The following is a 19,923-nucleotide window of genomic DNA, read 5'->3' on the forward strand; positions in this document are numbered from 1 at the left end:
CATGGCCAACACGTCCCGCATCGATCCCACGGCATTCGACGCTTTGCCGCTCGACAAGAGCATCGCCGCCAGTCGCCAGCGGATCGAGGCGATGGAGCGCCTGCTGGAGCGCGTCGTCATATTGCCCGGCCTCAACCGCCCGATCGGGCTGGACGTGATACTGGGCCTGGTGCCGATCGTCGGCGACATCGCCGCCGCGGCGCTGGGCAGCTATATCATCTGGGAGGCGCGCAACCTGGGACTGTCGAGGTTCCAGATGGCGCGGATGATGGGCAATGTCGGCTTCGACACGCTGCTGGGCTTCGTGCCATTGATCGGCGACGCGGCCGATATGCTGTTCCGGTCGAACACGCGCAACCTGCGCATCATCCGCAAGCATCTCGACAAGCATCACCCCGCCAGCGTGGTGCTGGAGGGGTAAAGCCGGTCAGCGGGAGCCGCGCCAGATCTTCAGCGGCGCGTTGGGCGACAATCCCCCCTGATGCGCCGGACAGCGCGCCGGGCGGAAGGCCTTGTTCAGGCAGATCCAGATTTCGTCTAGCCAGCCTTCGCGCGTGGCGGTGACGCGCATCATGTCGGCGGTCATGCCCCGATTGGCGGCAGCGAAGGCGCTCGCCAGATCACCCGCCGTCAGCGTGCTACGCCGTGACAGCCCATCCATGTCCGGGAAGCGCAGACCGTAATATAGTGCATTCGACCGCTGGAAATAGCGTGCCGGGCTGTACCCGCTCATGCAGGTGCCATGCTTGGCCCATTCATGCTGCATCAGCTGCGCCGAGGGGGTGGCGCAGATGTGGCGGCGGACCACCGCCTGCGGCAGGATCGCGGTCGGGCGGCAATATTGCGGCCAGTCCTTGTCCACGCCATCGGGCCACAGACCGTGCAACGTGAAGCCGAAGCGATTGGCGCCGCCGCACTGGAAGCTGCTATTCCCCTTGGGATCGCGGCAGAATTGCGGGCTCCAGGTGATGGCCAGCGTATAGCCGCCGATCGGCAGCACGCGGGTCGGCTGGCTCTGGCTGGGCAGGTCGGGGCGGATGGACTGTGTCCCGCGCTGCGCGGTGCATTGCAGCGTCTGCGCCGACAGGACCTGCGGCGCGGCCAATAGCGCCATCCCGATCATTGCGTATTTCATACGTCACTCACCTCCGCCATCGCGCGATACCATGCCAGGGCGTTGGGCCGCGTCAGCATCACGACCGCGACCAGCGACGCCGCCGCCTGCACCGACGTCAGCACGCCGAATGCGCCTTCGGCCAGCGCACCGACCGACACCTGATACAGAAAACCCAGCATGTTCAAGACCGTCAGCACGATCAGCAAGCCAAGCCCGACCCGGCTGGCGAACCGGGTGGTCAGCAACGTGCCGAGCAGGAACAGCCCGACCAGCAGGCCGTTGGCGATGATCGCGATCGCCACCCCGGCCTGCGCGACCGTGTCGGTCCAGCCGATGACCGCCAGCACCACCAGCAACAGGATGGCGAACAGCGACAGCCGCTCACCCAATATCACCGCCTTTGGTCGCACCATCTTCCCCTTCTGCTATCCGCCTCAGGCGGCGGCGAAATCCAGTCCGATATCGGCCGCCGGAGCCGACTGGGTCAAGCGCCCCACGCTGACATAGGTCACGCCCGATTCCGCGATGGCGCGGATGGTGTCGAGGCGTACGCCGCCCGACGCCTCGGTCGGCACCCGGCCCGCGACCAGCGCGACGCCCTCGGCCAGTTGCGCGGGGTTCATATTGTCGAGCAGCAAATGGGTCGCCCCCGCCGCCAGCGCCGGTTCGATCTGGTCGAGCGCGTCGACCTCGACGATGATCCGGGCGCCCCCCGCCTCGCGCGCCGCCGTGACCGCCGGGCCGATGCCGCCCGCCACCGCGACATGATTGTCCTTGATCATCGCCGCGTCCCACAGGCCCATGCGATGGTTCTGCGCACCGCCCATGCGGGTGGCGTATTTCTCGACGAGGCGCAGGCCGGGAATGGTCTTGCGCGTGTCGAGCAGGATCGCGCCCGTGCCCGCGATCGCCGCGACATAGGCCGCCGTCATCGTCGCAATGCCCGACAGATGCTGGACGGTGTTCAGCGCGGACCGCTCGGCCGTCAGCATCGCGCGCGCCTGGCCCGACAGGCGGAGCAGGTCGGTCCCCGCCGGAACGCTCGTGCCGTCCTCGACCAGCCGCTCTATGACCACGTCCGCGTCGAGGTGCCGGAAGAATGCCTCGGCGATGGGCAGACCTGCGACGGTAATCGCATCGCGGCTGGCCATGGTGCCGATGAAGCGCGCGCCCTCCGGGATGACCGCCGCCGAGGTGATGTCCCCGCCCGGCCCCAGATCCTCGGCCAGCGTCGCTGTAACGAAGGCGTCGAGGTCGAAGCCTTCTATCACGCTTTCCGTCACGGGCGCGGACCCAGATCGCCCTTGCCGACCGTGCCGCTCGCCAGCGTCAGCATGGCGTCGAGGCTCTTCTTGGCCTGAAGCCGCAGCCCTTCCTCGATCTCGACACGCGGGGTCAGGTCGCGCAGCGCGAGGTAAAGCTTCTCCATGGTGTTCAGCGCCATGTAAGGGCAGATATTGCAGTTGCAGTTGCCGTCCGCGCCCGGCGCGCCGATGAAGGTCTTGTCCGGCATCGCCTTTTGCATCTGGTGGATGATGTGCGGCTCGGTTGCGACGATCAGCGTGTCGCTGGTGACGGTTCGCGCAAATTCCAGGATACCGCGCGTCGACCCGACATAATCGGCATGGTCCAGAATGACGGCCGGGCATTCGGGATGCGCGGCGATCGGCGCGTCGGGGTGCTGGGTACGCAGCTTGAGCAGCTCGGTCTCGCTGAACGCCTCGTGGACGATGCACACACCCGGCCAGAGCAGCATGTCGCGGCCGGTCTTGCGTGCCAGATAGCCGCCCAGATTGCGGTCTGGACCGAAGATGATCTTCTGCGCCGGGTCGATCTGCGCCAGGATCTGCTCCGCCGAGGACGACGTCACGATGATGTCGGACAGCGCCTTCACCTCGGTCGAGCAGTTGATATAGGTCAGCGCGATATGGTCCGGGTGCTGGGCGCGGAACTCGGCGAACTGCTCGGGCGGACAGCTGTCCTCCAGGCTGCAGCCGGCGGCCATGTCGGGCAGCACGACGATCTTGTCCGGCGACAGGATCTTGGCCGTCTCCGCCATGAAGCGCACGCCGCAAAAGGCGATGACGTCCGCATCGGTCGCCTGCGCCTTGCGGCTGAGGTCCAGGCTGTCGCCGACGAAATCGGCCAGGTCCTGAATCTCGGGCTTCTGATAATAATGGGCGAGGATGACGGCGTTGCGTTCCTTGCGGAGCCGGTCGATCTCGGCGCGCAGGTCGAGGCCCGTCAGATTCGTCTGGATGGTCATGGCATTCCCCCTAGGCGCATGGGCTCGCCCCGACAATCGGCCACGTCAGCCGCCATTGCCAAGAACCTCTTGCAGGTTGCGCGTCGTGTCCCAGCGTTCGTCACTCGCCGGCTCGTCGGAGAAGCGGACCTTGACGCTGCCCCCCACCCCTGCCGCGCGCAGCGGCATGGCGAAGCTGCGCTCGACCGCGCGGCGGGTCGCGTCGCGGGCCAGCTTCATCGGCGCGGGCGCGCGGGCCTGTCGCATCAGCTCGACCTGCCCCGCCGTGCGATTGGCCGCGTCGAGCCGCTGCTCGGCATCGGTGAAGGTGGTCAGCAGGCCGCCCGATCCATATTCGCGGATCGCCGACAGATCGACCTGCGGCCCGTCGATCTCGACCGGCGGCAGCGTCACCGACAGGACACGGGCATTCGCGTCCCAGCGGACGTCCTGCTGCCGCAGCTTGCCCAGATCGACCTCGTAACGGACCATGCCCGGCATGATGAGCGTCCGCTCGGTCGAAAAGCCCAGCTGCGACTGGCGCGAGGTCACGACGGCGACGTAACGCGCGGCAAAGGCCGACAGCCGGTTCTGTTCGCGCAGGCCGTCCAGGCTGGCGCGGGCGATGGTCGTCGGATCGGGAGTGAGCCGGTCCTCGACATAGCGCTGCACACCCCAAACCACGATCAGTCCGGCCAGCACCAGCAGGAGCAGCACCCCCGCCACCTTGGTCAGGAACAACCCGACCCCGCCGCGTGCCCGCGACGGCGGCTGTGGCGTTTCGCCGGGAGGTGTCACGCGCTGATCCATGATGCTCCTTCCTCGCGGACCAGCCCGCGGTTTCGCAGGTCATAAAGATGTGCCAGCACCGATCGTTCCGCTGCCGGAATCAGTTTGGGATTCAGCCCGACATACATGCGTGCGGTCATCGCCGCGATCGGCAACCTCTCTTCCGCCGCCAGCAGGCGCAGGATCTGCCCCTCGCGCTGCTTGCGATGACCCAGCATCCCGCGTACCAGCCGCTGCGGATTGTCGACCGCCTCGCCATGCCCCGGGTAATAGACCCGGTCGTCGCGTTCCATCAGCTTTTCCAGGCTGGCCATATAGGCGCTCATGTCGCCATCGGGGGGCGAGACGATACTGGTCGACCAGCCCATGACGTGATCGCCGGAGAACAGCGCCCTGGTCTCGGGCAGCGCGAAGGCGAGATGGTTGGAGGTGTGGCCCGGCGTTGCGATCGCATTCAGCGTCCAGCCGTCGCCGCGCACCCCCTCGCCCTCCGCCAGCACTCGGTCCGGCACATAGTCGCGGTCGAACGCGGCGTCGGATTGCCCGCCCTCATAATCGGCGGCGAAGGGGGCCGCGCCGACGATCGGCGCATCGGTCAGGCGGGCGAGCGGGCGGCTGGCCGGGCTGTGGTCGCGGTGATGATGGGTGATGACGATGGCGACCACCGGCCGCCCGGCAATCGCGCGGGTCAGCGCATCCAGATGCGCGGGATCGTCCGGCCCCGGATCGATGACCGCCACATCGCGGTCGCCCACGACATGGCTTTGCGTGCCCGTATAGGTGAAGGGCGACGGATTGGGGGCGAGCACGCGGGTAACCAGCGGCTCAAGCAGGATCGGAATGCCGGTCGGGTGCTCAGCCATTCCGAACCATGTGGGCAAGCGGCGGACAAAGGGCAACCCCTGTCCCCGTCGGACGGGCACAGAGGTCGAGTTGGGGTAAAGTCGTGGTCGGATCAGTCGCGATCGCGGTTCGCCATTTCGGCCTTCAGCTCGGCGGTCGCCTCGTTCAGGCCTTTCAGCGCGTCACGCCGGGCATCCTCGGAGAGGTTGCGGTCGCGGGTGATCGAGGCGCGGGCACTCTCGATGCTGGCGAGCGCGATCTGCATGTTCACCTGCGCCGTGCGCTGGGCATGGATGGCGGTGAGCGAGGCCTGACGAGCGTCCCGCTCGATCCGGTCGGTGCAGATGATCGTCACCTGCCGCCGGGTCTTGCCATCGACCGTCATGTAGCTGGTGCGGGTATCGCTGCTGCCCGTGCCGCATGCACGCGCCTGAACCATCGGGATCGGAGGCATGGGCACCATCGGGACCATGCCATTGTCGCCGATGAACTTGACCTTATGCCCGTTGCGCAGCGTAACGACGCGGACGGGGGGCGCGGCGGGGGCCTGCGGGACGGTGGGGGCCTCGGCGACCTGCGGAGTCGCGGGGGCAGCAGGAACGGCGGGCACCTCCGGAACCGTCGCGGCAATCGTAACCACGGGTTTTGCAGGGGTAGCCGGGGCCGCAGGCACGGAAGGTGCGGTCGGCGCTTCGGGAACCTCCGGCGTCGTCTGGGCGACGGCGGGCAGGACCGCGACCGTGCTGGTCAGGTCGACGCCAAGTGTCCGCTCGACCTTCCTGGTCAACGCCGCCGCCGCCGGCGTGCCCGAGGCCGTCGCCCCCAGCCCGGCCAGCACCAGCACCGACACGGTGGCGCCGCCCATCGCCAGCTGGCGACGCGATTTCGGAGAAGTGGTCAACATCTTCAGCCTCCCTTTCAGATCGTCGATGGTGTGCAGGTGACAGGCCCCCGACAGGGCGCGGCCATGCGCGGCCTTCACGATGGCGCAGGCATAGACATGCCGGTCGGCGCGGCTACGCCCTTTCAGGACGCGGGCATCATTGGCCAATTCCTGGTCGGCGCGGAACGCGTGGAAGGCCCGCCATGCCACGGGGTTGAACCAGTGGAGCGCCAGCACGGCGAGCGCGATCCAGTTGGCGATCAGGTCGCCGCGGGCATGGTGGCCCAGCTCATGCGCCAGCGCCAGGTCGCGCTCATCGGCGTCGTAGCGCTCGGCAAAGTCACGCGGAAAAGCGACGTAGCGATGCCAGATGCCGAAGGCGAGCGGCCCCGGCGCACCATCGCTGGCGACCACGCGCACGCCCTTGACCGCTTCCAGAGGCTCGGCATCGGCCAGCAACCGCCTGCGGAAGCGCCAGTGGCGAAAGAGCTGGAAGCCCAGAAACGCCGCCGCCCCGATGATCCAGAACAGCGCCACCCCCTGCTCCACCATCGACCAGATGCCGGGCGCATCCACCGTCGCGGGTATCTGCGCGGTCATGGGCAGCACGACATAGGTCGCGAAGCGCTCGCTCGCGGCAGCCAGCGGCGGGGTCGCCTGCTCGGACAGCCCGCGCGGCAGCGGCGGAAGGAGCAAGCGGAGCAACGGCAAGGCCCAGAGCGCATAGGCGATCTGCGGCCCGAAGGCCTGGCGGACACGGCGGCGGGCCAGCAGGACCAGCCCCATCAGCAGCGTGGAGGCGATCATCGCCTCCACCGCCCAGCCGAGTTGCGCGCCGCTCATGCCTTGAGGTCCTTGAGCAGCGCCTCGATCTCCGAGATGTCCTGCGCGGTCAGTTCGTCCCGCTCGGCCAGATGCGCGACCAGCGGGGTCAGGCGGCCACCGAACAGCCGGTCGATCAGGCGGCGGGACTCGCCGACGACATAATCGTCGCGGGCCACCAGCGGGCGGTACAGATACCGCCGCCCCTGTTCCTCATGCCCTATGGCTTCCTTGGCCAGCAGGCGACCGAGCAGCGTCTTGACGGTGTTGGTGCTCCAGCCGCGTTCGGGATCGACCCGCTCCGCGACATCCTGCGCGGTCAGCGGAGCCTCCTCCCATAGAACCTCCATCACGGCATGTTCGGCATCGCTGATACGCTCGGCCATCGACTCGCCCTCTTATTGACTACAAGCGTAATCCTATTCCGATTACAGGCGTAGTCAATAGGGCAACGTCATTCCTCCCCTGCAAGGGGAGGTGGCATCGCGTCAGCGATGACGGAGGGGGGCTTCCACACGGGACTCGCCCAGCGGCGATCCCCCTCCACCAGCTTCGCTGGTCCCCCTCCCCGTGTCGGGGAGGATATAAAAAGGGCCGGATTTTCATCCGGCCCTTCGTCACATCACGCGGTCTTCACATCCTGGACCAGTTCGGCCAGTTCGCCGCTTTCGTACATCTCCATCATGATGTCCGATCCGCCGACGAACTCGCCATTCACATAGAGCTGCGGAATGGTCGGCCAGTCCGAATAGGCCTTGATGCCCTGGCGGATGCCCTGGTCCTGAAGCACGTCCACGCTCTCGAACGGTACGTCAAGATGGTTCAGGATCGCCACCGCACGGCTGGAAAAACCGCATTGCGGAAAGAGCGGCGTGCCCTTCATGAACAGTAGGACGGCATTGTCCTTCACCAGCGCGTCGATGCGCGCGTTCGTATCGTCGGTCATGTCATTCATCCTTGAGGGAATGGGATCAGGCGGCCGGGACCGCGGTGGTCAATTGCAGCGCATGGAGTTCGCCCCCCATGCGTCCGCCGAGCGCGGCATAGACGGCGCGGGTGCGCGCGACGCGGCTCATGCCCGCAAAGCTGGCGGCCACGACATGCGCGGCATAATGGTCGCCGTCCCCGGCGAGGTCGGTGATCTGGACCTCGGCATCGGGAATGGCGGTGCGGATCATCGTGGCGATATCATCGGCGGCCATCGGCATGGTCAGCGGCTCTCCATCATCTGGCGGCGCGCCTCGACCAGCTGCTCGTCCAGCGCACGACGGACCTCCGCCTCGTCCACATCGATCCCGGCCGCGGTCAGGTCGCCCAGCAGCTTGCGAATGACGTCCTCGTCGCCCGCTTCCTCGAAATCGGCCTGCACGACCGCCTTGGCATAGGCATCGGTCTCGGCGGGAGTCAGCTTCATCCGCTCGGCCGCCCATTGCGCGACCAGACGGTTGCGCCGCGCCGTGATGCGGAACAGCATATCCTGATCGGCCACGAACTTGGCCTCGAAGCCCTTCCTGCGATCGTCGAAACTGGTCATCGGTTCGCCATCCCCCAGCCCCATGGGCCAATCAAACACAGCGTCCGAGATAGGGGGCGTCGCGCCCGCGTGCAACCGATGCGCCGATCGGGTGTTTCACCCCGTTTCCAACGATCGTTTCGGTCGGGAAACGATGGGAACCGCGCCCGGACCGGCGCGTACTGTAAGCATGGCAAAAACGGGATGAAGCCTGGAAGAACCGGGATATCGCCGAGGCCTTAGGAGAGCGCCATGACCCATTTCCGCGCCGTGCTACCGGACCGCCGGGACAATCCGATGCTGGGCATCGTCAACGGCATGATCGGTTCGCTCGCCATATGGGCCTTGATCGCCGGGGTCGTCGTCGTCGCGTCCTGACGCTTTCGCCAGCACGCCCGCACAAGACCCCGCACCCTGTTTCGTCAGGCAGCGGCCGCCGTGGCGCCATCCAGGCGCTGGCGACCCGCGACCCAGGGCCGCCCCTCGGCCATCTGCCCCTCGAAATGGCCGATCGCCTCGTCACGGGCCAGCGTCAGGCCGACTTCGTCGAGCCCCTTCATCAGGCATTCGCGGCGGAACGGGTCGAGTTCGAAGGCAAAACGGTCCTGAAACGGCGTGGTGACGGTCATCGTCTCCAGATCGACCGTGATCGGCTGGTCCTGCGCCACCGCGATCAGCCGGTCCACCGCCTCCTGCGGCAGGACGACAGGGACGATGCCGTTCTTGAAGGCATTGCCCGAGAAGATGTCGGAAAAGCTCGGGGCGATCACGGCCTGGATGCCCATATCCGCCAGCGCCCATGCGGCATGCTCGCGGCTGGAGCCGCAACCGAAATTGTCGCCCGCGATCAGGATCGGCGCGCCCGCATAGCGGGGGTCGTCGAAGATGTTGTCCGGCTGTGCGCGCACCGTCTCGAACGCGCCGCGCCCCAGACCGGCACGGGTGATCGTCTTCAGCCAATGTGCCGGGATGATGACATCCGTATCGATATTCTTGGCACCCCAGGGGTAGGCAGTGCCGGCGACGGTCGTAACCGGGTTCATTTCATCATCCCTGTATTCGAAAACCGGGCGGTCAGCCCGCCTGCTGCGGACGCTGCTCGGCCACGGCAGGGCGTGACGCAATGCCTGCGGCATAGGCGGCCGCGCCGCACAGAACCGCGCCGGTGACGAGCATGACCAGTACGTGCTTCATGATGCGTATCCCCTATCGTCCCTGTCAGATGCCTTCACGATCGATCGCGTGGCTCTTCAACTCTCTAACATCGAAAAGGCGTCCGGTCACCGCTGCGGCGGCAGCCATGGCGGGGGAAAGCAGATGGGTGCGCGCCCCGGGACCCTGACGGCCGACGAAATTGCGGTTCGAGGTCGAGGCGCAACGCTCGCCCGGCGGCACCTTGTCCGGGTTCATCGCCAGGCACATCGAACAGCCCGGCTCGCGCCATTCGAAACCGGCCTGTACGAAGATGCGATCCAGCCCCTCCGCCTCAGCCTGGCGCTTGACCAGACCCGAGCCGGGAACGACCAGCGCACGGACGCCCTCCGCCACCTTGCGGTCGCGCGCCACGGCGGCGGCGGCGCGCAGATCCTCGATCCGGCTATTGGTGCAGCTGCCGATGAAGACATGCTGGATCGCGACGTCCTGCATCGCAGTGCCGGGGGTCAGGCCCATATAGTCCAGCGACTTGCGCGCCGCTTCGCGCTTGGAGGCGTCGGCAAAGCTGTCGGGATCGGGCACGACGCCGGTGATCGGCACCACGTCCTCGGGGCTGGTGCCCCAGGTCAGGTTGGGCGCGATATCGGCGGCGTCGAGCGTGACGACCTTGTCGTAGACCGCACCCGGATCGGTCGGCAGCGTCCGCCACCAGGCGACCGCCTTGTCCCAGTCCACCCCCTTGGGCGCCATCGGGCGGTCCTTCAGATAGGCGAAGGTCGTCTCGTCCGGTGCAATCAGCCCTGCGCGCGCGCCGCCCTCGATCGACATGTTGGCGATGGTCAGGCGACCTTCGACCGACAGGTTGCGGATCACGCTGCCGGTGAATTCGATGACATGACCGGTGCCGCCCGCCGCGCCGATCTTGCCGATAATGGCCAGCACCACGTCCTTGGCCGAGACGCCGTGACCCAGCACGCCGTCGACACGGACCTCCATCGTCTTGGACGGAGACAACAACAGCGTCTGGGTCGCCAGCACATGCTCGACCTCCGACGTTCCGATGCCGAAGGCCAGCGCGCCCAGTGCGCCGTGCGCCGAGGTATGGCTGTCACCGCACACGAGCGTCGTGCCCGGCAGGGTGAAGCCCTGTTCCGGCCCGACAACATGGACGATCCCCTGCGCCGCCGCCGTCGCGTCGATATAGTCGACGCCGAACTCGGCGGTGTTGCGGCGGAGCGCGTCGAGTTGCTGCGCGCTTTCCGGGTCGGCGATGGGCAGGAGGTTGCCGTTCGCGTCCTTGCGCGGCGTCGTCGGCAGATTGTGGTCGGGCACCGCCAGCGTCAATTCGGGACGGCGCACCGTGCGTCCGGCGGCGCGCAGCCCCTCGAACGCCTGCGGGCTCGTCACCTCGTGAACAAGATGGCGGTCGATATAGATGAGGCAGGTGCCATCGGGCCGCCGTTCGACAACGTGCGCGGCCCAGATCTTCTCGTACAGAGTCTGGGGTCGTTGGGCCATGATGCGGGCGCTGTTATCCGAAAAGATGCGCGCCGCAAAGGTGTGGCGCAATGTTATTTCTTTGGGATGGCGAAATTGTCATGTGCCAAGGGATTCCCTTGGCCTTCGACTTCGCTCAGGCTGAACGGAGGTTGTGGAGACCTATTCCCCCGCTCCGTTCAGCCTGAGCGTAGTCGAAGGTCACGCCCCATACCTCACCCCTTGGCGCGAAAATCCTGGGTCACGCCACCACACTCCGCCAGCTCGATCTCATGATCCGGGTCCCGCCACGTCTCGGCCAGCGCCTGCGCTTCCCAATCCCGCATCGCGGGATGTGCGAGCACCGTCTCGACCCAGGCCGCCCCCGCCTCGCCAACGTCGATGCCGTACGTCCTTACCCGGAACGCAACCGGCGCGTAAAAGGCATCCACCGCCGAGAAACGTTCCCCCGCCAGCCACGGCCCGCCGAAACGCGACAATCCCTCGCCCCACAGTTCCGCCAGCCGCGCCACATCGCGCTCCAGCCGGGGCGATGGCGGCTTCGCGTCCACCCGCACCCCGACATTCATCGTCCGCTCTGCCCGCAGCGCCCCGAAGCCGCCATGCATCTCCGTCACCGCACACATCGCCCAGGCGCGCGCCGCCTCATCCTCCGGCCAGACTCCCGGATGCCGCTCGGCGAGATACAGCGCGATGCCGAGCGAATCCCACACCGTCCGCTCGCCATCGATCAGCACCGGCACCTGCCCGGTCGGCGAAAAGGCGCGGAACGCCTCGTAATTCTCGACCCCCTCGAACGGCGCGATCCGGTCGGTGAACGCAATCCCCAGCGCCCTCATCAGCAGCCAGGGGCGCAGCGACCAACTCGAATAATTCCGGTTCGCCGTGACGAGGACGTAGGCCATCAGCGTTCGAACTTCGCCGTCGTCTTCGCCGCCACCTCATCGGCGGTGACGCCGGGCGCGCATTCGATCAGGCGGAAGGCGCTGTCGTGATCGGGGCGCTGGAACACCGCCAGATCGGTGACGATCATGTCGACGACATTGCGTCCGGTCAGCGGCAGGGTGCATTCGGGGATGAACTTCGGGCTGCCGTCCTTGGCGTTATGCTCCATGACGACAATGATCTTCTTGACGCCCGCGACCAGGTCCATCGCGCCGCCCATGCCCTTGATCATCTTGCCGGGGATCATCCAGTTGGCGATGTCGCCCCCTTCGGACACCTCCATCGCGCCCAGCACGGTCAGGTCGATATGCCCGCCCCGGATCATCGCAAAGCTGTCGGCCGACGAGAAATAGACCGAGTGCGGCAGCTCGCTGATCGTCTGCTTGCCCGCGTTGATGAGGTCGGGATCCACCTCGTCGTCATAGGGAAACGGCCCGATGCCCAGCATCCCGTTTTCGGATTGCAGCGTGACCTCCACCCCTTGCGGGATATGGTTGGCGACCAAAGTCGGGATGCCGATGCCGAGATTGACGTAGAAACCGTCCTTCAGCTCCTTGGCCGCACGGGCGGCCATTTCGTCGCGGGTCCAGGCCATCATTGCTCTCCTGTCGGGTGCCACCGCCGGCCGGCGGGGAAGATGTCGTCGGGGGTGCCCTTCAGCGCCTTGCCGTATACGGGGTTGGGGAAGACGAACCAGCCACGGCCCCACAGCGCCGCGACGCGCGGGGCATCGGCGCGGGCGCGACGCTGCGCCACGCTGGCAGGCGTGTTGAACAGGTCGCTGAAATCGCCGAGCTGGTCGCCGCCCATGGCGATCACGCAATAGCGGTCGGCGATCCGCCAGCGTCGCGCGTCCTTATTGTCGCGGCTGCCTGTATCGGGGCGCACGAACAGCGTGTCGCCATGGACAGCCGGGCCAAGCCCTGCCGCCTCGATCACGCGCGCCGCGCCCGCCGGATCGTCGCGATTGGTGTTGAAGATCACCGTCACGCCCATCGTCCGCAGATCGGCGATCGCCGCCGCCGCGCCGGGCGTGGGCAGGACGGCATGGCCATCGCTCTGCTCCCAGGCGCGCCAGCGGCCGGGAAAGTCGCGGTCGGCGCGGCCGGTCAGATCGTCCTGCTCGAAGCCGAGATTCTGGAGGACCGTCTCGTCGACGTCGAACACGGCCGCCGGACGCTTGCCCGCGCACGGCACGAAGCGGGGGCTTTCGAGGCTCGCGCCCTGGGCCAGCACGACGCTGTCGGCTTGCGGGCGACGTACCCGGTCGGCGGCATAGGTGACGAGCGCATTCCAGGCCTGACGCGAGATCGCGTCGGCCTCGGCCGAGCCGTAGAGGTACTGCATGCCCGCGAGTTTGGGGTTGGTGGCGGCCGGAGGAGGCGTGGACGTGCCGTTGTTGCCGACGGCGACGACGCAGCCGGATAGGGTCAGGGCGGTGGCAATTGCTACGCCCAGCCTTAGAACGGCGTTCCCTCCCCCAACCCCTCCCGCCTGCGGGAGGGGAGAGGTTACGTTGCTGCCGTCGTGCTCAATCTTCGTGCGTTTCATCAAACACCCCCTCCGCCAAGCGCACTCCCCCTTCCGCAGGCGGGAGGGGGTCGGGGGGAGGGCTGGCGCTCTCCGCATCCCCTCCCCCCAAAAATCAAGCCCGCTCGCGCACCGTGCGAAACTCGATCTTCTTCTCGTACGGCGCGCCGACGATCATCCGCTTCACATAGATGCCGGGCAGATGGATCTGGTCGGGATCGAGGCTGCCCACCGGCACTACCTCTTCCACCTCGGCGACGCAGATGCGGCCCGCCGTCGCCATCGGCTGGTTGAAGTTGCGTGCGGTCTTGCGGAAGATCAGGTTCCCGGCCTCGTCGGCCTTCCACCCCTTGATGATCGACAGGTCGGCGCGGATGCCGCGTTCTAGGATATAATCCTCCCCGTCGAAGCTCTTCACTTCCTTGCCCTCGGCCACCTTCGTGCCGACGCCCGTCTTGGTATAGAAGCCGGGGATACCCGCCCCCCCTGCCCGGCAACGCTCGGCGAGCGTCCCCTGCGGGCAGAACTCGACCTCCAGTTCACCGGACAGATACTGCCGCTCGAACTCCTTGTTCTCGCCGACATAGGACGAGATCATCTTCTTCACCTGATGCGATCGGAGCAGCTTGCCCAGGCCGACACCGTCGATCCCGGCATTGTTGCTGGCGATGGTCAGGTCCTTGACCCCGGCGGCCTCGATCGCGTCGATCAGCCGCTCCGGGATACCGCACAGGCCGAAGCCCCCGGCGCAGATCGTCATGCCGTCATGGAGCAGGCCGTCGAGCGCGGCGGCCGCGTCGGAATAGAGCTTCTGCATGGGCGTCCTCCCTATGATGGCGCAAGCGTTAGGCGGAGGCACGGAGCCGGGTCAAGCCAGCGTTTGCGCTTTGCAGGGAAGCGGCGTTAGGCTGCCGTCCATGACCACGAAAACCGGCGGACGCCTGCTTGTCGATGCGCTTCTCGAACAGGGGTGCGACCGTATCTTCACCGTGCCGGGCGAGAGTTTCCTGGCGGTGCTCGACGCGTTGCACGACACGCCCGCCATCGATCTGGTGACCGGTCGGCAGGAAGGCGGCGTGACCTTCATGGCGTGCGCCGACGGCACGCTGACCGGGCGGCCGGGTGTGGCCTTCGTCACGCGCGGGCCGGGGGCGACCAATGCGGCGATCGGCGTGCATGTCGCGCGGCAGGACTCGCAACCGATGATCCTGTTCATCGGCGATGTCGATCGGGGCACCCGCGACCGCGAAGCCTTTCAAGAGGTCGATTTCCAGGCGATGTTCGCACCGCTCGCCAAATGGGCCGCACGGATCGACGATGCCGCGCGTATCCCGGAATATGTCGCCCGCGCCTATGCCACCGCGATGAGCGGGCGACCGGGGCCGGTCGTGCTGGCCCTGCCCGAGGACATGCTGTGCGATATGGTCGAGGGCGCTCCCCGCCCCCGGATCGAGCGGCCGTCGCAGGACGTGCGCATCGAAGACGTGATGGCGGCGCAGGACCTGATCGAGAAGGCCCAGCGGCCCGTCGCCATCATCGGCGGGGCACATTGGAATGCCGAGGCCGTAGCGCTGGCCGAGCAATGGGGCGAAGCGGCGGGCATTCCGCTGGTCGCAGCGTTCCGGCGACAGGATGCGGTGTCGGCCACCTGCCCGGTCTATGCGGGCAATCTGGGCTATGGCCCCAATCCCGCACTGGTCGCCCGGGTGAAGGAGGCCGACCTGCTGATCGTCGTCGGCGCACGGCTGGGGGAGGCGACGACCGATGGCTATACGCTCATCACGCCCGAGCATCCGGGCCAGACGCTGGTCCATATCCATCCCGACCCGGACGAGTTGCACAGCGTCTATCGCACCGACCTGGCGCTGTGTTCCGACGTCCATCAGGCACTGGGGATGCTGGAACTGCTCGCCAGCGAAGCCGCCACGCCCCGCCCCAGCGGCGCGGAGGCCCATGCCGCCTATCTCGCCTGGTCCGAACCCGCCCCGCGCGAGGGCGTGACGCTGGACCTGGGCCAATGCGTCGCGGCGATGCGCGACGCACTCCCGGCCGATTCGATCCTCTGCAACGGAGCGGGCAATTATTCGGGCTGGTGGCACCGTTACTGGCGCTACGAACCGGGGTGCCAGCTTGCCCCGACCTGCGGCGCGATGGGATACGGTGTCCCCGCCGCCACCGCCGCCGCGCTGCGGCATCCCGATCGCATGGTCGTCGCGCTGGCGGGTGACGGCTGCTTCCTGATGAACGGACAGGAACTGGCGACCGCCGTACAATATGGCGCCTCGATGCTGGTGATCGTGGTCGATAATGGCGGATATGGGACGATCCGCATGCATCAGGAGCGCGAATATCCCGGTCGTGTGGCGGCGACGGGTCTCATCAACCCCGACTTTGCCGCGCTGGCGCGCGCCTATGGCTGCTGGAGCGAAGTGGTGACCCGGACCGAGGATTTCGCCCCTGCCCTGTCCCGCGCGATGGCAGGGACCGGCGTACGGTTGCTGCACCTGAAGACCGATATCGAGGTCATCACCCCCGCCACGACCTTGTCGCGAATCGCGAACCGCTGAATTCTCCCCGCGGGTGGAGGAAATCCAGAGACGCCTTCACTCGCGCCCCGTCTTACCACGCTCCACTACCGCAGGACCATAAAAGCCTTCAAATAAAGCGGGCTAGACCCAAAATAACGCTATCATAAAAACGATTGCAGAATTTATCCTTATCCAAACAAAAGAAAACCGCCCCGGTATAAACCGGGGCGGCGAGTTCGTTGCTGATTGCTTTAGTCAGAAAACGACTAGCAGGTTCAGATGTTGTCGCCAAGGGCACCCTTGACCGAACCCTTCATCTGCTCGCCCTTGCCCTTGGCCTGCTGGGCTTCGCCCTCGGCCACGAGCTTGTCATTGTTGTTATGCTCGCCAATGGCCTCCTTGGCCTTACCAACCAGCTCGTTGACGTTGCCCTTGATCTTGTCGGTGAGTTCACCCATGATGGCCTCCATTTGCTGAGGGATCGTGAAATCCCGTTGAACACTCGGAAACACAACGGTTCGTTACGCGGCAAGTTCCGTGAAATTAAAGTTAGATCAGTCCCGCCAGCGGGCTCGACGGGTCGGCATAGCGGCGCATCCCCATGCGCCCGGCGCGATAGGCCATGCGCCCCGCCTCGACGCCCGCCTTCATCGCGCGGGCCATCAGCACAGGGTCCTTGGCCTCGGCGATCGCGGTGTTCATCAGCACGCCGTCACAGCCCAGTTCCATGGCGACGGCCGCTTCCGACGCGGTGCCGACACCCGCATCGACCAGCACAGGCACCTTGGCCCCCTCGACGATCAGGCGGATCGTCACCTTGTTCTGGATGCCCAGCCCCGATCCGATCGGCGCGCCCAGCGGCATGATCGCCACCGCCCCGACATCCTCCAGCCGCTTGGCGGCGATGGGGTCGTCGACGCAATAGACCATGGGCTTGAAGCCTTCCTTGGCCAGGATCTCGGTCGCACGCAGCGTCTCGACCATGTCCGGATAAAGCGTCTTCGCCTCGCCCAGAACCTCCAGCTTGACCAGCTCCCAGCCGCCCGCCTCGCGCGCCAGCCGCAGCGTGCGAATCGCATCCTCGGCGGTGAAACAGCCCGCCGTGTTGGGCAGATAGGTGATCTTTTTCGGGTCGATGAAATCGGTCAGCATCGGCGCGTTGCGGTCCGACACGTTGACCCGGCGCACCGCGACCGTGACGATCTCCGCACCCGCCGCCTCGACCGCTGCGGCATTCTGCGCAAAGTCCTTGTACTTGCCGGTGCCGACGATCAGGCGCGAACGGAAACGCTGCCCCGCGACCTCCCACGAATCATCGTCCGCCGCCTCGGTCATCGCCTCCGCCGCATGATCGCCGCCGCCGACAAAATGCACGATCTCGATCTCGTCGCCATCCTCGACCTGCACCTGCGCCAGGGTCGAACGGGGCACGACCTCCAGGTTGCGCTCCACCGCCACCTTTTCGGGCACCAGCCCCAGCTGGTTCGCCAGATCGGCCAGCGACAGGCCCGCCACTACCCGCTTATGCTCGCCATTCACGGTGATCGTCACGGTTCCATCGGTATGGGGCATATGTGTCACTTACCATGCAAGTCGCTGCCCGCTCGACGTGGGATAGGGCATGCGGTTAAGGAAGGCCCTCGATCTAGGCCCGGCCATCCCGAGCCGCAACCATGGGAGTGCCGATGCCCGCGACCGTTTATGTCCTCAACGGGCCGAACCTGAACCTGCTCGGCCTGCGTGAGCCGCATATCTATGGCCATGACACGCTGGACGATATTGCGGGGCTGCTGGAGGACCGGGCGCGCGAACTCGATCTGACGATCGACATGCGCCAGTCCAACCATGAAGGCCATCTGATCGACTGGCTGCACGAGGCCCAGGCCTATGAGGCGAAGGCCGTGCTGCTCAACGCCGGGGGCTTCACCCATAGCTCGATCGCGATCCATGACGCGATCAAGTCGGTGACGACCCCGGTGATCGAGGTTCACCTATCCAACCCTCATGCACGGGAGCCATTCCGGCATGAGAGCTTCATCGGGCGTGCCGCAAAAGGCACAATCGCGGGTTTTGGCGCGCATTCCTATCTGCTCGCGCTTGAAGCCGCGGCCCGGTTCTGACAGGAGCGCGTCCCATGACCGAAAAGACCGAACAAGCGATGAAGGTCGATGTCGACCTCGTCCGTCAGCTCGCCGAGCTGCTCGACGCCACCGCCCTGACCGAAATTGAGGTCGAGCATGGCGACCGCAAGATCCGCGTCGCGCGCAAGGCCGCGGCCGTCGCCCAGATGGGCTATGCGCCAGCGCCTGTGGCCGCGCCCGCGCCGGCCGCCGCCGCGCCAGTCGCCCCCGCCGCAGCGGAAGTCGGCGCATCGGCCCCGGCTGCGTCAGCCAATGCCGTGAAGTCGCCGATGGTCGGCACCGTCTATCTGTCGGCCGAGCCGGGCGCCAAGCCCTTCGCCTCGGTGGGGCAGAAGGTCGCCGCCGGTGACACGCTGCTGATCGTGGAGGCCATGAAGGTGATGAACCCGATCACCGCGACCCAGGCGGGCACCGTGACCGCCGTCCTGGTCGAGAACGGCCAGCCGGTCGAGTTCGACCAGCCCCTGGTCGTCGTCGAGTAAGCCGCCTTGGCGCAGATCAAGAAACTCCTGATCGCCAATCGTGGTGAGATCGCGCTTCGCATCCACCGCGCCTGTCACGAGATGGGGATCGAGACCGTCGCCGTGCATTCCACGGCCGACGCCGATGCCATGCATGTGCGCCTGGCCGACCAGGCGGTGTGCATCGGTCCGCCTGCGGCGACCGACAGCTATCTCAACATCCCGAACATCATCTCCGCCGCCGAGATTTCGGGCGCGGACGCGATCCACCCCGGCTACGGCTTCCTGTCGGAGAACGCCAAGTTCGCCGAGATCGTCGAGGCGCACGGCCTGATCTTCGTCGGCCCGAAGCCCGAGCATATCCGCATCATGGGCGACAAGGTGGAGGCCAAGCGCACCGCCGGCGCACTCGGCCTGCCGCTCGTCCCCGGTTCGGACGGCGCGATTTCGGATGTCGAGGAGGCCAAGGCGCTCGCGGCCGAGATCGGCTATCCGGTGCTCATCAAGGCGGCATCGGGCGGCGGCGGTCGCGGCATGAAGGTCGTACCGTCGGAAGACCAGCTCGAAACGCTGATGCAGCAGGCGGGGTCCGAGGCCAAGGCCGCGTTCGGTGACGCCACCGTCTACATGGAAAAATATCTGGGCAATCCCCGGCATATCGAATTCCAGGTGTTCGGCGACGGCAACGGCCAGGCGATCCATCTGGGCGAGCGCGACTGCTCGCTCCAGCGCCGTCACCAGAAGGTGCTGGAGGAAGCCCCCTCGCCGATCATCACGGCCGAGGAGCGCGCGCGCATGGGCGGCGTGGTCGCCAAGGCGATGGCCGATATGGGCTATCGCGGCGCGGGCACGATCGAGTTCCTGTGGGAAGACGGCGAGTTCTATTTCATCGAAATGAACACCCGCCTGCAGGTCGAGCATCCCGTCACCGAGATGATCACCGGCCTGGACCTGGTGCGCGAACAGATCCGCGTCGCCGAGGGTCATCCGCTGACCCTGCGCCAGCAGGACGTGCAGTTCCGGGGTCACGCGATCGAGTGCCGCATCAATGCGGAAGATCCGCGCACCTTCGCCCCCTCGCCGGGCACGGTGAAGATGTATCACGCGCCAGGCGGCATGCACGTCCGCGTCGATAGCGGGCTGTACCAGGGCTATAAGGTCCCGCCTTATTACGACAGCATGATCGCCAAGCTGATCGTCTATGGCACGACCCGCGAAGGCGCGCTGCGTCGTCTGCGTCGCGCGCTCAACGAGTTCGTGATCGAGGGCATGAAGACCACCATCCCGCTGCACAAGGCGCTGCTGGACGATCCCGAGTTCCAGAAGGGCGACTATACGATCAAGTGGCTGGAGGAATGGCTGGCCAAGCAGGAGGGGTAAGTCCCCTGCTGGTTCCTCCCCTTGCAGGGGAAGAAAAATTTGAGGCCCTCTTCCGGACGGAAGGGGGCCTTTTT

Annotated in this window: 25 protein-coding genes; 6 read left to right on the forward strand and 19 right to left on the reverse strand. The window is 66.5% G+C overall.

The genetic code is table 11. The features are described 5' to 3' along the window. The first annotated feature begins 1 nt into the window (after window position 1). The gene (locus SP5_RS14450) at window positions 2-421 is read left to right on the forward strand and encodes a DUF4112 domain-containing protein (RefSeq protein WP_042490060.1); all 420 of its coding nucleotides are present in this window, start codon (window positions 2-4) and stop codon (window positions 419-421) included. A 6-nt stretch (window positions 422-427) separates the two neighbouring features. Here the strand turns inward: SP5_RS14450 and SP5_RS14455 are convergent, their stop codons facing one another. From SP5_RS14455 to SP5_RS14505, 11 genes are all read right to left on the reverse strand, one after another. Next, window positions 428-1,135 carry a ribonuclease T2 family protein gene (locus SP5_RS14455; protein ID WP_042490063.1) on the reverse strand — a complete coding sequence of 236 codons (708 nt, stop codon included), beginning with the start codon at window positions 1,133-1,135 and terminating at the stop codon, window positions 428-430. Continuing rightward, the gene (locus SP5_RS14460; RefSeq protein ID WP_042490067.1) at window positions 1,132-1,530 is read right to left on the reverse strand and encodes a hypothetical protein; all 399 of its coding nucleotides are present in this window, start codon (window positions 1,528-1,530) and stop codon (window positions 1,132-1,134) included. Before SP5_RS14460 ends, SP5_RS14455 begins: the two co-directional genes overlap by 4 nt. Before the next feature lie 21 nt (window positions 1,531-1,551). Beyond that, on the reverse strand, window positions 1,552-2,400 hold the full coding sequence (nadC, locus tag SP5_RS14465; RefSeq protein ID WP_042490068.1) for a carboxylating nicotinate-nucleotide diphosphorylase: 849 nt from the start codon (window positions 2,398-2,400) through the stop codon (window positions 1,552-1,554). Beyond that, complete coding sequence (gene nadA, locus SP5_RS14470; RefSeq protein ID WP_042490070.1) at window positions 2,397-3,383, reverse strand: quinolinate synthase NadA; 987 nt, start codon at window positions 3,381-3,383, stop codon at window positions 2,397-2,399. The genes nadC and nadA overlap by 4 nt, the downstream gene beginning before the upstream one ends. 45 nt (window positions 3,384-3,428) lie before the next feature. Beyond that, complete coding sequence (locus tag SP5_RS14475) at window positions 3,429-4,172, reverse strand: DUF4230 domain-containing protein (protein ID WP_042490072.1); 744 nt, start codon at window positions 4,170-4,172, stop codon at window positions 3,429-3,431. Continuing rightward, entirely contained in the window at window positions 4,157-5,014 is an 858-nt protein-coding gene (locus tag SP5_RS14480) for an MBL fold metallo-hydrolase (RefSeq protein WP_042490074.1), read from the reverse strand. Before SP5_RS14480 ends, SP5_RS14475 begins: the two co-directional genes overlap by 16 nt. A 92-nt stretch (window positions 5,015-5,106) precedes the next feature. After that, a complete protein-coding gene (locus SP5_RS14485; RefSeq protein WP_042490076.1) occupies window positions 5,107-6,720 on the reverse strand; it encodes a M56 family metallopeptidase in 1,614 nt (537 codons plus the stop codon). Further along, a complete protein-coding gene (locus tag SP5_RS14490) occupies window positions 6,717-7,085 on the reverse strand; it encodes a BlaI/MecI/CopY family transcriptional regulator (RefSeq protein WP_042490078.1) in 369 nt (122 codons plus the stop codon). The genes SP5_RS14485 and SP5_RS14490 overlap by 4 nt, the downstream gene beginning before the upstream one ends. Window positions 7,086-7,321: 236 nt before the next feature. Beyond that, complete coding sequence (grxD, locus tag SP5_RS14495) at window positions 7,322-7,645, reverse strand: Grx4 family monothiol glutaredoxin (RefSeq protein ID WP_042490193.1); 324 nt, start codon at window positions 7,643-7,645, stop codon at window positions 7,322-7,324. Between the two features lie 25 nt (window positions 7,646-7,670). Further along, on the reverse strand, window positions 7,671-7,907 hold the full coding sequence (locus SP5_RS14500) for a BolA/IbaG family iron-sulfur metabolism protein (protein WP_042490079.1): 237 nt from the start codon (window positions 7,905-7,907) through the stop codon (window positions 7,671-7,673). Window positions 7,908-7,909: 2 nt separating this feature from the next. Then, the gene (locus SP5_RS14505; protein WP_042490195.1) at window positions 7,910-8,233 is read right to left on the reverse strand and encodes a DUF1476 domain-containing protein; all 324 of its coding nucleotides are present in this window, start codon (window positions 8,231-8,233) and stop codon (window positions 7,910-7,912) included. Between the two features lie 231 nt (window positions 8,234-8,464). Between SP5_RS14505 and SP5_RS19920 the strand changes: the two genes are divergently transcribed. After that, on the forward strand, window positions 8,465-8,590 hold the full coding sequence (locus SP5_RS19920) for a hypothetical protein (RefSeq protein ID WP_281177345.1): 126 nt from the start codon (window positions 8,465-8,467) through the stop codon (window positions 8,588-8,590). 44 nt (window positions 8,591-8,634) lie between these two features. Here the strand turns inward: SP5_RS19920 and leuD are convergent, their stop codons facing one another. The 6 genes from leuD to SP5_RS14535 form a co-directional block, all read right to left on the reverse strand. Continuing rightward, window positions 8,635-9,255 (reverse strand): 3-isopropylmalate dehydratase small subunit, encoded by a 621-nt coding sequence (gene leuD, locus SP5_RS14510; protein ID WP_042490081.1) that lies wholly within the window; start codon window positions 9,253-9,255, stop codon window positions 8,635-8,637. 175 nt (window positions 9,256-9,430) lie between these two features. Further along, window positions 9,431-10,885 (reverse strand): 3-isopropylmalate dehydratase large subunit, encoded by a 1,455-nt coding sequence (gene leuC, locus SP5_RS14515; protein ID WP_042490197.1) that lies wholly within the window; start codon window positions 10,883-10,885, stop codon window positions 9,431-9,433. Window positions 10,886-11,079: 194 nt separating this feature from the next. Next, a complete protein-coding gene (locus SP5_RS14520) occupies window positions 11,080-11,769 on the reverse strand; it encodes a glutathione S-transferase family protein (protein ID WP_042490083.1) in 690 nt (229 codons plus the stop codon). Further along, complete coding sequence (locus tag SP5_RS14525) at window positions 11,769-12,404, reverse strand: CoA transferase subunit B (protein WP_042490199.1); 636 nt, start codon at window positions 12,402-12,404, stop codon at window positions 11,769-11,771. The genes SP5_RS14520 and SP5_RS14525 overlap by 1 nt, the downstream gene beginning before the upstream one ends. Then, a complete protein-coding gene (locus SP5_RS14530) occupies window positions 12,404-13,156 on the reverse strand; it encodes an HAD family acid phosphatase (RefSeq protein WP_245613505.1) in 753 nt (250 codons plus the stop codon). Before SP5_RS14530 ends, SP5_RS14525 begins: the two co-directional genes overlap by 1 nt. Window positions 13,157-13,454: 298 nt before the next feature. Next, window positions 13,455-14,156 carry a CoA transferase subunit A gene (locus tag SP5_RS14535; protein WP_042490085.1) on the reverse strand — a complete coding sequence of 234 codons (702 nt, stop codon included), beginning with the start codon at window positions 14,154-14,156 and terminating at the stop codon, window positions 13,455-13,457. A 100-nt stretch (window positions 14,157-14,256) separates the two neighbouring features. On the opposite strand from SP5_RS14535, the gene SP5_RS14540 reads away from it, so the two are divergent. After that, window positions 14,257-15,906 (forward strand): thiamine pyrophosphate-binding protein, encoded by a 1,650-nt coding sequence (locus tag SP5_RS14540; RefSeq protein WP_174435556.1) that lies wholly within the window; start codon window positions 14,257-14,259, stop codon window positions 15,904-15,906. 236 nt (window positions 15,907-16,142) lie between these two features. Here the strand turns inward: SP5_RS14540 and SP5_RS14545 are convergent, their stop codons facing one another. Together SP5_RS14545 and thiS are read right to left on the reverse strand one after the other, a co-directional pair. Then, on the reverse strand, window positions 16,143-16,325 hold the full coding sequence (locus SP5_RS14545) for a CsbD family protein (RefSeq protein ID WP_042490204.1): 183 nt from the start codon (window positions 16,323-16,325) through the stop codon (window positions 16,143-16,145). 91 nt (window positions 16,326-16,416) lie between these two features. Next, window positions 16,417-17,439: a sulfur carrier protein ThiS gene (gene thiS, locus SP5_RS14550; RefSeq protein ID WP_084220705.1), complete on the reverse strand. Its 1,023-nt coding sequence runs from the start codon at window positions 17,437-17,439 to the stop codon at window positions 16,417-16,419. 113 nt (window positions 17,440-17,552) lie between these two features. Here thiS and aroQ point away from each other — a divergent pair, with 113 nt between their 5' ends. The 3 genes from aroQ to accC are packed head-to-tail and all read left to right on the forward strand — an operon-like array spanning window position 17,553 to window position 19,849. Continuing rightward, on the forward strand, window positions 17,553-17,987 hold the full coding sequence (aroQ, locus tag SP5_RS14555) for a type II 3-dehydroquinate dehydratase (RefSeq protein ID WP_042490087.1): 435 nt from the start codon (window positions 17,553-17,555) through the stop codon (window positions 17,985-17,987). Between the two features lie 14 nt (window positions 17,988-18,001). Continuing rightward, window positions 18,002-18,490 carry an acetyl-CoA carboxylase biotin carboxyl carrier protein gene (gene accB, locus SP5_RS14560; RefSeq protein ID WP_042490089.1) on the forward strand — a complete coding sequence of 163 codons (489 nt, stop codon included), beginning with the start codon at window positions 18,002-18,004 and terminating at the stop codon, window positions 18,488-18,490. Window positions 18,491-18,496: 6 nt separating this feature from the next. Continuing rightward, the gene (gene accC, locus SP5_RS14565; RefSeq protein ID WP_042490090.1) at window positions 18,497-19,849 is read left to right on the forward strand and encodes an acetyl-CoA carboxylase biotin carboxylase subunit; all 1,353 of its coding nucleotides are present in this window, start codon (window positions 18,497-18,499) and stop codon (window positions 19,847-19,849) included. The last annotated feature ends 74 nt before the right edge of the window (window positions 19,850-19,923 follow it).

The organism is Sphingomonas parapaucimobilis NBRC 15100 (assembly GCF_000787715.1).
GTDB lineage: Bacteria > Pseudomonadota > Alphaproteobacteria > Sphingomonadales > Sphingomonadaceae > Sphingomonas > Sphingomonas parapaucimobilis.